Below are 6,458 nucleotides of genomic sequence, written 5' to 3' on the forward strand. Positions count from 1 at the left end.
CACGAAGGGGACGAAAACGCCACGGCCTGGAAGCTCTGACCGCGGGCCGGGGCGATGCGGCCAAGCGTGCCGATTTCCGGCGCGGTCCACACCGCGCCGTCCACACCGCGCCGTCCGGTCCCGTCGTGATCGCGTACGGCCCGGCACCGGGTCCGGCCACGGTGTGCGCAGCGCCTCCTCGACCTGGTCGCGCAGCGCGGGCGTCTCGTCGGTGATGGTCACACGGACGATACGTACGGGGCCGGTGGCGGCCGGGGCCGCTGGGGGAGTCAGACGAGGGCGAGCTGGCGGGCGGGGGATCGGCGCCGCCGCCATCGCCGGGCGTCCCTGCCGATGCCGTAAGTCTCGGCGAGGACGCGCACCTGCTCGGCGATCCGCCGCCGGTAGCCGTCCTCGGCGACCTGGCCCTTGCCGTACAGCGCCTGGTAACGCGGCACGAGACCGGGGTGCTCACACTCCAGCCACCCCATGTACCACTCCCGCGCGCCCGGGGGCAGGCGCAGCACGACGGGCGTCACGCTGACCGCGCCCGCCTCGGCCGCCCGCCGTACGGTCGCCATGAGGTGATCGGTGGAGTCGGTGATGAGCGGCAGGATCGGCGCCATCAGCACACCGCAGGGAATGCCGGAGTCGTTCAGCGTCGCGCAGATCTCCAGGCGCCGCTGCGGCGTCGCGGCCCCGGGCTCGACGGCGCGGCGCAGGCGGTCGTCGACGAAGCCGACCGACACCAGGGCGCCGACCTGGGTCACCTTCGCCGCGTCGCGTAACAGGTCGAGATCGCGCAGGACGAGGGGGCTCTTGGTGAGCACGGTGAACGGGTTGGCCGCGTCGGCGAGGGCCCGGATGACACCGGGCATCAGGCGGTAGATCTCCTCGGCCGGCTGGTAGCAGTCGCCGGTGAGACCCAGCGCGACCGGCTCGCCGCTCCAACGGGGGGAGCCTAGCTCGCGCCGCAGCCGGCGGGCCAGGTCGGTCTTGACGACGATCTTCGTGGAGAAGTCGCGGCCCGGGTCCAGCCCCAGGTAGCGGTGGCCGCGCCGGGCGGTGCAGTAGCCGCAGCCCGACTCGCAGCCGCGATAGGGGCTCGCGCCGTAGGTGAAGGGCAGCTCGGCCGCCTCCGGCACCCGTTCGATCGCCGCGCGGGCCGGCACCTCGTAGCAGGTGATGCCGTCGAAGACGCGGGTGACGGCCTGCCGTTCGATGCGCGGGCGGGCGGGTCCCTCGACGACGAGCGTCTGCTGCTCAGACCGCGCAGGCTGCTCCGCCCGTCCGGACTGCGCATCGGACTGTCGTGGCTGTCCGGGCTGCTGCGCCTGGTGCTGCTCGGACTCCGCGGGCTGTCGCATGAGCTGCCCGGGTTCCTGCACCGTCTGCTGCTGCCCGCGTGGCCGCGCAGCGGGCTGGTCCTCCGCACGGGAAGTGGCGTCGCGACGCATGAGGTTCAGTAGAACACGCATTCGACGCTCGCGCCAAGTATCCACGCCCGCGCGCGCCCCGCCCGCAGGTGCCCGACGACTGCCTGCCGTACATGCGGACCATGAGCGAGATGAGCGCCCACGAGCACGCGCGACTGCGCCGGCTGGTCGCTCCGGCCTTCACTCCCCGGCGGGCCGCCGGGTTCCGGCCCCGGATGGAGGCAATCGTCGAGGCGCTGCTCGACGACCTGCCCGCCCAGGCCGATGAAGGAGGGCGGGTCGATCTGCTGCGGCATTTCGCGCGGCCGCTGCCGATGGACATCATCTGCGCGCTGGTCGGCATCCCCGAGGAGGATCGCCCGCGCTGGCGCGAATGGGGCGCCTCCGGGGCCGCCGGGGCGGGCCGGGACTTCGCCCGCGCCATCCCGGGGATCATGGCGGGCGCCCGGGAGGCCGTCGCCGCCCGCCGCGCCCGGCCCCGGGGGGAGGAGGACGGCCACGAGGACGTGCTGGGCGAGCTCGTGCGTGCCCAGGACGAGGACGGAGACCGGTTGAGCGACACCGAGATCGTCACCATGGTCTGGCACCTGGTGCTCGCCGGGCAGACCCCGGCCAACCTCATCGCCGACGCGGTGGCCGCCCTGCTGTCCCATCCCGATCAGCTCGCCGCCGTACCCTCCGACCCCCGCGCTGATGCCCGGGGCCGCTGAGCCTCGCCCCGCTCGCGCCGTCGGTGTGCAATCGGTCCACAAGCCTGGAGCCCCTGGTCGGCCCGCCCATGGCTTTGCCGCGCCATGGCGCGTAAAATTGGGACAAGCGTACCGTTTTTTATGGATGAGGTTCCCATGGCCTGGCTCCTGCTCGTCGGCGCGATCGTCTCGGAGGTCCTGGCCACCTCCGCGCTCAAACTCAGCGACGGCCTCACCCGCTGGGGCTGGACCATCGTGGTCGCCGCCGGTTACATCGCCTCGTTCCTGCTGCTGGCCTGGGCGCTCAAGCTCCGCATGCCGGTCGGCATCGCGTACGCGGTGTGGGCGGGCACCGGGACCGCGGCGATCGCGCTGATCGGCGCGCTGTTCCTCGGCGAGAACATGAACCTCGTCAAGGCGGCCGGCATCGCCCTGATCATCGCCGGGGTCGCCGTCCTCAACCTCGCCGGCGCCCACTGATCGATCGGCGCCGGTCGTTTGACCCGGCGGCGCCCGCCCGCTAAGCGTGATCCCTACGGATCCCCGGCCCGCGGGGAGCCCCGACGATCCAGGGGAGGAACTCGGCGTGCCCGATCAGGACCGGCCCGCACCCGTCCCGGCGACGGCCCGCTCACGCGGCGTCGCCGCGCGGGCCGTCTCGCCCGCCTCGTCCCAGCCGCGGCGCCCGCAGGAGCGTGCCGTACGCCGCAGGGAGGCGCTGCTGGACGCCGCTGTCGACCTGCTCGGCGACGGCGGCTTCGCGGCCGTGACGCACCGCGCCGTCGCCCGCCGGGCCGGGCTGCCCCTGGCCGCCACCTCCTACTACTTCACCAGCCGCGACCAGTTGCTGGCCGAGGCGTTCGCCCTGCTGGTCGAGCGCGAACTGGCCCGCATGCGGGCGGCGGTGGACCACCTCGCCGGCCGTACGCCGCTCGCGGTCGCCGAGACGCTCACCGGCGTCTACGCCTCCGACCGGCTGCGCCAGCTCGGACTGTGGGAGCTGTACCTGCAGGCGGGCCGCGACCCGGCGCTGCAGGCCATCGCCCGCGCCTGGACGGACGGCTGCGACGACATCGTCGCCGCGGTGCTGGGCGGCGCCGGCTACCCCTGCGGGCCCGGGGAGGTCCGGTTCGTCGCCGGGCTGCTGTCGGGCCTGTGGGTGGAAGAGGTCGTCGAGGCCCGCCCCGACGGCAGGCGGCGGGCCCGGGAGGCGGTGGCCCGCGCGCTGGCCGCACTCGGCCCGCCCGCTAGGGTCGGCTCATGATCTTCCATCTCGCGCTGGCCGCCGACTGGGACGCGGCCGTCCCGGCGGGTGAATACCGCGTCTCAACCCTCGGCCGGACCCTGGGGGAGGAGGGCTTCATCCACGCCTCGGCCGACCCGGGCCAGGCGCGCGGCGTGGCGGGCCGCTACTACGGGCACGTCACCGAGCCCCTGGTGCTGCTGGAGATCGACGAGGATCGGCTCGGCTGCCCGGTCAGGCTGGAGGTGCCCGAGGGGGCCGACGAGGCGTTCCCCCACATCTACGGGCCGATCCCGGTGGCCGCCGTCACGGCCGTCACGCCCTTCTCTTTCTGAAGCGCCGGTGATCCGGGGCCGGGGTGTCCGATACGTTCAAGACGGCGGACGCGCCCGTCTCCTACCGTGGGCGTCATGGCACCGACGTTCGATCTCATCGGCCTGGTCGTGACCGACATGGCCGCCTCCCTGTCCTTCTACCGCCGGCTCGGGCTGGACATCCCGCCCTCCGCCGACACCGAGCCCCACGTCGAGGTGACCTTTCCCGGCGGGCTGCGTCTCGCGTGGGACACCACGGAGACCATCCGTTCGTTCGACCCCTCCTGGTCGCCCGCGAGCGGCGGTCCCCGCGTCAGCCTCGCCTTCCGCTGCGACGGCCCGGAGGAGGTCGACCGCCTGTACGCGGAGCTGGTCGAGGCCGGATATGAGGGACACCTGCCGCCGTGGGACGCGTTCTGGGGGCAGCGCTACGCCGTCGTGCACGACCCGGACGGCAACGGCGTGGACCTGTTCGCCTCCCTGCCCACCACCTGACGGGCTCCGCCGGACCGGAGGGCCCGGCGGTCAGCGGATCAGCGCGCCGAGGGTCACGCCGGTCAGCGACCTCACCTCACGAGACAGGTGGGCCTGGTCGGCGTACCCGGTCACGGCGGCAACCGTGGCCGGCGGCGTCCCCTCGCGGGCCAGGTCCACCGCCCGGTTCATCCGCAGGATGCGCCCGAGTGTCCGCGGCCCGTACCCGAACGCGTCCAGGCACCGGCGGTGCAGCCGGCGTTCGCCGACGCCCGTGTCGGCGGCGATCCGCGCGACCGGCAGGCCCGCCCGCACGCCCTCGACGACGGCGCCGACGAGAGCGGCGTCGACGCGGCGGGGTGCCGTGCCCAGGCGGCGTGCCGCCTCCTCCTCCAGCACCGCGCCCAGCCGGCCGGCCGCATCGGCGACCTCGGCGGCCTCGCCGGCCCGCTCCGTCAGCCGCCGCGCCTCGGCGCCCGGCCACAGGTCGGCCAGCGGCACCCGCTGGTCGCGCAGCTCGTGCGCCGGGACTCCGAAGATCATCGGGCCGGTGCCCGGGCCGAAGCGCAGGCCCACATAGCGGGCGCCGGGCCGGTCGGTCACCACGTGGGCGGCGGTGTCCGGCCCCGCCACCAGCAGCGCGCCGTCCGCCCAGATCACGTCCATGCACCCGTCCGGCAGCACGCGCCGCTCGCCGACGGCGGAGCCGGGGGAGGTGCTCCACCACAGCACCGCGTCCGGCACCCGCGACGCTCTCTCCCGGTACATGCCCGCATTATCTCGCGTGCGTGATGCCCCTGTGTCCGATTCGGGCGGGGATCAGCGGGGGTTGCCCGCCCGCAGCCAGCCGACGTAGTCGGTCACGGCCCGGTCGAGGTCCCATTCGGGGGCGTAGCCGGTGTCGTGCCGCAGCCGGGAGATGTCGAGACGGGCGTCCACGTCCGGGGCCGCCGGTGAGCGCCCGGGAAGCAGCGCGGGCTCCGCCCCGGGTACGGCCCTGCCGATGGCGTCGGCGACCTCCCGGTTGGCGACGGCCCGGCCCCCGCCGATGTTGTAGGTGCGGTGGCGCAGCGTCGCGGTCGTCTGCAGGAGCGCCAGGGCCCGCCCGCAGTCACGCGCGTAGCACATGTCGATGGCGTCCTCCGCGTAGGCGGGCGCCGCCGCGCCCGCCACGCCGCCGTCCGCCGCCATGTCCTGCGCGGCGGCGTGCACGAGCCGGGGAGCGGCGAAGAACGGCGAGGACGGCCTGCCCAGCGGGCCCCAGATCGCCCCGATCCGGGCGGCGAGCACGTCCAGCCCGGACGACGCGGCGACGTCGGCGATCACTTCGGCGATCTTCTTGCCTGCCGGGATCGCATGCGGGCTCGCGACCGGCAACGGCGCGTCCTCGCGCAGAGCCGAGCCTGTGACCCCCGCGTAGACGCCGATCGTGCTCGCGACGACGACACGGCCGACGCCCCACTCCTGCGCCGCGCGCAGCACGGCGAACAGCCCGGCGGTGTTCGCCGACAGCTCCTCCAGCGGCGCCGACGCGCCCATCCCCGCCGCCGCGAGGTGCACGATGCCGGTCACGCGGTGACGCTTCCCGGCCGCCAGGACGCTGCCGAGGTCGGTGCAGTCCATCGGCTCCACCACGGCCCGCCCGTCGCGCGCCTCCCGTCCGGTCACCAGGCCCGGCGGCGGTCCCGCCGCCCGCTGGCCGAGCACACAGCGTTCGCCGAGGTCGAGCAGGGCACGCACGGTGTGCGCGCCGATGAAGCCGCGACCGCCCGTCACGAGGATCATCCGGATCCCTCCAAATCGATAGCAAGCTAACGATAAGGCTAGCGGCGGGATCACTAGCAGGCAAACGAATCGTAGGATGGCCAGGTGACCGAAGTGCTGAGACTGCTCACGCGGGCGCAGAAGCTGTTGCGGGCGGCGGCGGACGAGGCCATGAGCCGCCACGGGGTGCGCGTGGGACAGAACCTCGTGCTGGAGGTCCTGTGGGAGACCGACGGCCTGACGCCGGGGGAGCTGGCGGCCCGCCTGCAGGTCACCACCCCGACCGTCGTCAACACCGCCACCCGGATGGAGGCCGCCGGACTGCTCGTGAGACGCCGCGACCCGGCGGACGGCAGGCTGGTCCGGCTGCACCTGACCCCGAAGGCCCGCGCCGCGGAACAACCGATCGCGGAGGCCAGGCGCCTGCTGGCCGAGCACGCCACCGCGACCCTCACCGACGAGGAACGGCGCCACCTGCACAGCGCCCTACAGAAGATCATCGAGCGGATGACCGAATCCACCCCACCCACCGGCCCCGGCGACGACGCGGACTGAGCAA

9 protein-coding genes are annotated in these 6,458 nt (G+C 74.3%); 6 read left to right on the top strand and 3 right to left on the bottom strand.

Going from position 1 to position 6,458, the window contains the following annotated elements; translation table 11 throughout:
• Positions 1–269: 269 nt before the first annotated feature.
• The gene (locus FLX08_RS31835) at positions 270–1,436 is read right to left on the bottom strand and encodes a radical SAM protein (protein WP_244313053.1); all 1,167 of its coding nucleotides are present in this window, start codon (positions 1,434–1,436) and stop codon (positions 270–272) included.
• Between the two features lie 101 nt (positions 1,437–1,537).
• Between FLX08_RS31835 and FLX08_RS31840 the strand changes: the two genes are divergently transcribed.
• The 5 genes from FLX08_RS31840 to FLX08_RS31860 all read left to right on the top strand — a co-directional run bounded on the left by FLX08_RS31840 (position 1,538) and on the right by FLX08_RS31860 (position 4,156).
• Positions 1,538–2,125, top strand: coding sequence for a cytochrome P450 family protein (locus FLX08_RS31840; RefSeq protein ID WP_208761785.1), 588 nt, complete (start codon positions 1,538–1,540; stop codon positions 2,123–2,125).
• 135 nt (positions 2,126–2,260) lie between these two features.
• Positions 2,261–2,584, top strand: coding sequence for a DMT family transporter (locus tag FLX08_RS31845; protein WP_142623956.1), 324 nt, complete (start codon positions 2,261–2,263; stop codon positions 2,582–2,584).
• 106 nt (positions 2,585–2,690) lie between these two features.
• Positions 2,691–3,368 carry a TetR/AcrR family transcriptional regulator gene (locus tag FLX08_RS40930; protein WP_167530647.1) on the top strand — a complete coding sequence of 226 codons (678 nt, stop codon included), beginning with the start codon at positions 2,691–2,693 and terminating at the stop codon, positions 3,366–3,368.
• A complete protein-coding gene (locus FLX08_RS31855) occupies positions 3,365–3,682 on the top strand; it encodes a DUF952 domain-containing protein (protein ID WP_142623957.1) in 318 nt (105 codons plus the stop codon). The genes FLX08_RS40930 and FLX08_RS31855 overlap by 4 nt, the downstream gene beginning before the upstream one ends.
• Positions 3,683–3,757: 75 nt before the next feature.
• Entirely contained in the window at positions 3,758–4,156 is a 399-nt protein-coding gene (locus FLX08_RS31860; protein WP_142623958.1) for a VOC family protein, read from the top strand.
• Between the two features lie 30 nt (positions 4,157–4,186).
• Here the strand turns inward: FLX08_RS31860 and FLX08_RS31865 are convergent, their stop codons facing one another.
• Both FLX08_RS31865 and FLX08_RS31870 read right to left on the bottom strand, forming a co-directional pair.
• On the bottom strand, positions 4,187–4,903 hold the full coding sequence (locus FLX08_RS31865) for a helix-turn-helix domain-containing protein (protein WP_142623959.1): 717 nt from the start codon (positions 4,901–4,903) through the stop codon (positions 4,187–4,189).
• Positions 4,904–4,954: 51 nt separating this feature from the next.
• Complete coding sequence (locus FLX08_RS31870; RefSeq protein WP_142623960.1) at positions 4,955–5,920, bottom strand: NAD-dependent epimerase/dehydratase family protein; 966 nt, start codon at positions 5,918–5,920, stop codon at positions 4,955–4,957.
• Between the two features lie 84 nt (positions 5,921–6,004).
• Between FLX08_RS31870 and FLX08_RS31875 the strand changes: the two genes are divergently transcribed.
• Positions 6,005–6,454: a MarR family winged helix-turn-helix transcriptional regulator gene (locus FLX08_RS31875; protein WP_142623961.1), complete on the top strand. Its 450-nt coding sequence runs from the start codon at positions 6,005–6,007 to the stop codon at positions 6,452–6,454.
• The last annotated feature ends 4 nt before the right edge of the window (positions 6,455–6,458 follow it).

It is taken from the genome of Microbispora hainanensis, assembly GCF_006874475.1.
GTDB lineage: Bacteria > Actinomycetota > Actinomycetes > Streptosporangiales > Streptosporangiaceae > Microbispora > Microbispora hainanensis.

What these genes read in the sequence shown, in the direction of transcription:
- FLX08_RS31855 (WP_142623957.1), top strand. Translation starts at nt 3,365, where the DNA reads ATGATCTTCCATCTCGCGCTGGCCGCCGACTGGGACGCGGCCGTCCCG.
- FLX08_RS31845 (WP_142623956.1), top strand. Translation starts at nt 2,261, where the DNA reads ATGGCCTGGCTCCTGCTCGTCGGCGCGATCGTCTCGGAGGTCCTGGCC.
- FLX08_RS31835 (WP_244313053.1), bottom strand. Translation starts at nt 1,436, where the DNA reads ATGCGTCGCGACGCCACTTCCCGTGCGGAGGACCAGCCCGCTGCGCGG.
- FLX08_RS31860 (WP_142623958.1), top strand. Translation starts at nt 3,758, where the DNA reads ATGGCACCGACGTTCGATCTCATCGGCCTGGTCGTGACCGACATGGCC.
- FLX08_RS31840 (WP_208761785.1), top strand. Translation starts at nt 1,538, where the DNA reads ATGAGCGAGATGAGCGCCCACGAGCACGCGCGACTGCGCCGGCTGGTC.
- FLX08_RS31870 (WP_142623960.1), bottom strand. Translation starts at nt 5,920, where the DNA reads ATGATCCTCGTGACGGGCGGTCGCGGCTTCATCGGCGCGCACACCGTG.
- FLX08_RS31865 (WP_142623959.1), bottom strand. Translation starts at nt 4,903, where the DNA reads ATGTACCGGGAGAGAGCGTCGCGGGTGCCGGACGCGGTGCTGTGGTGG.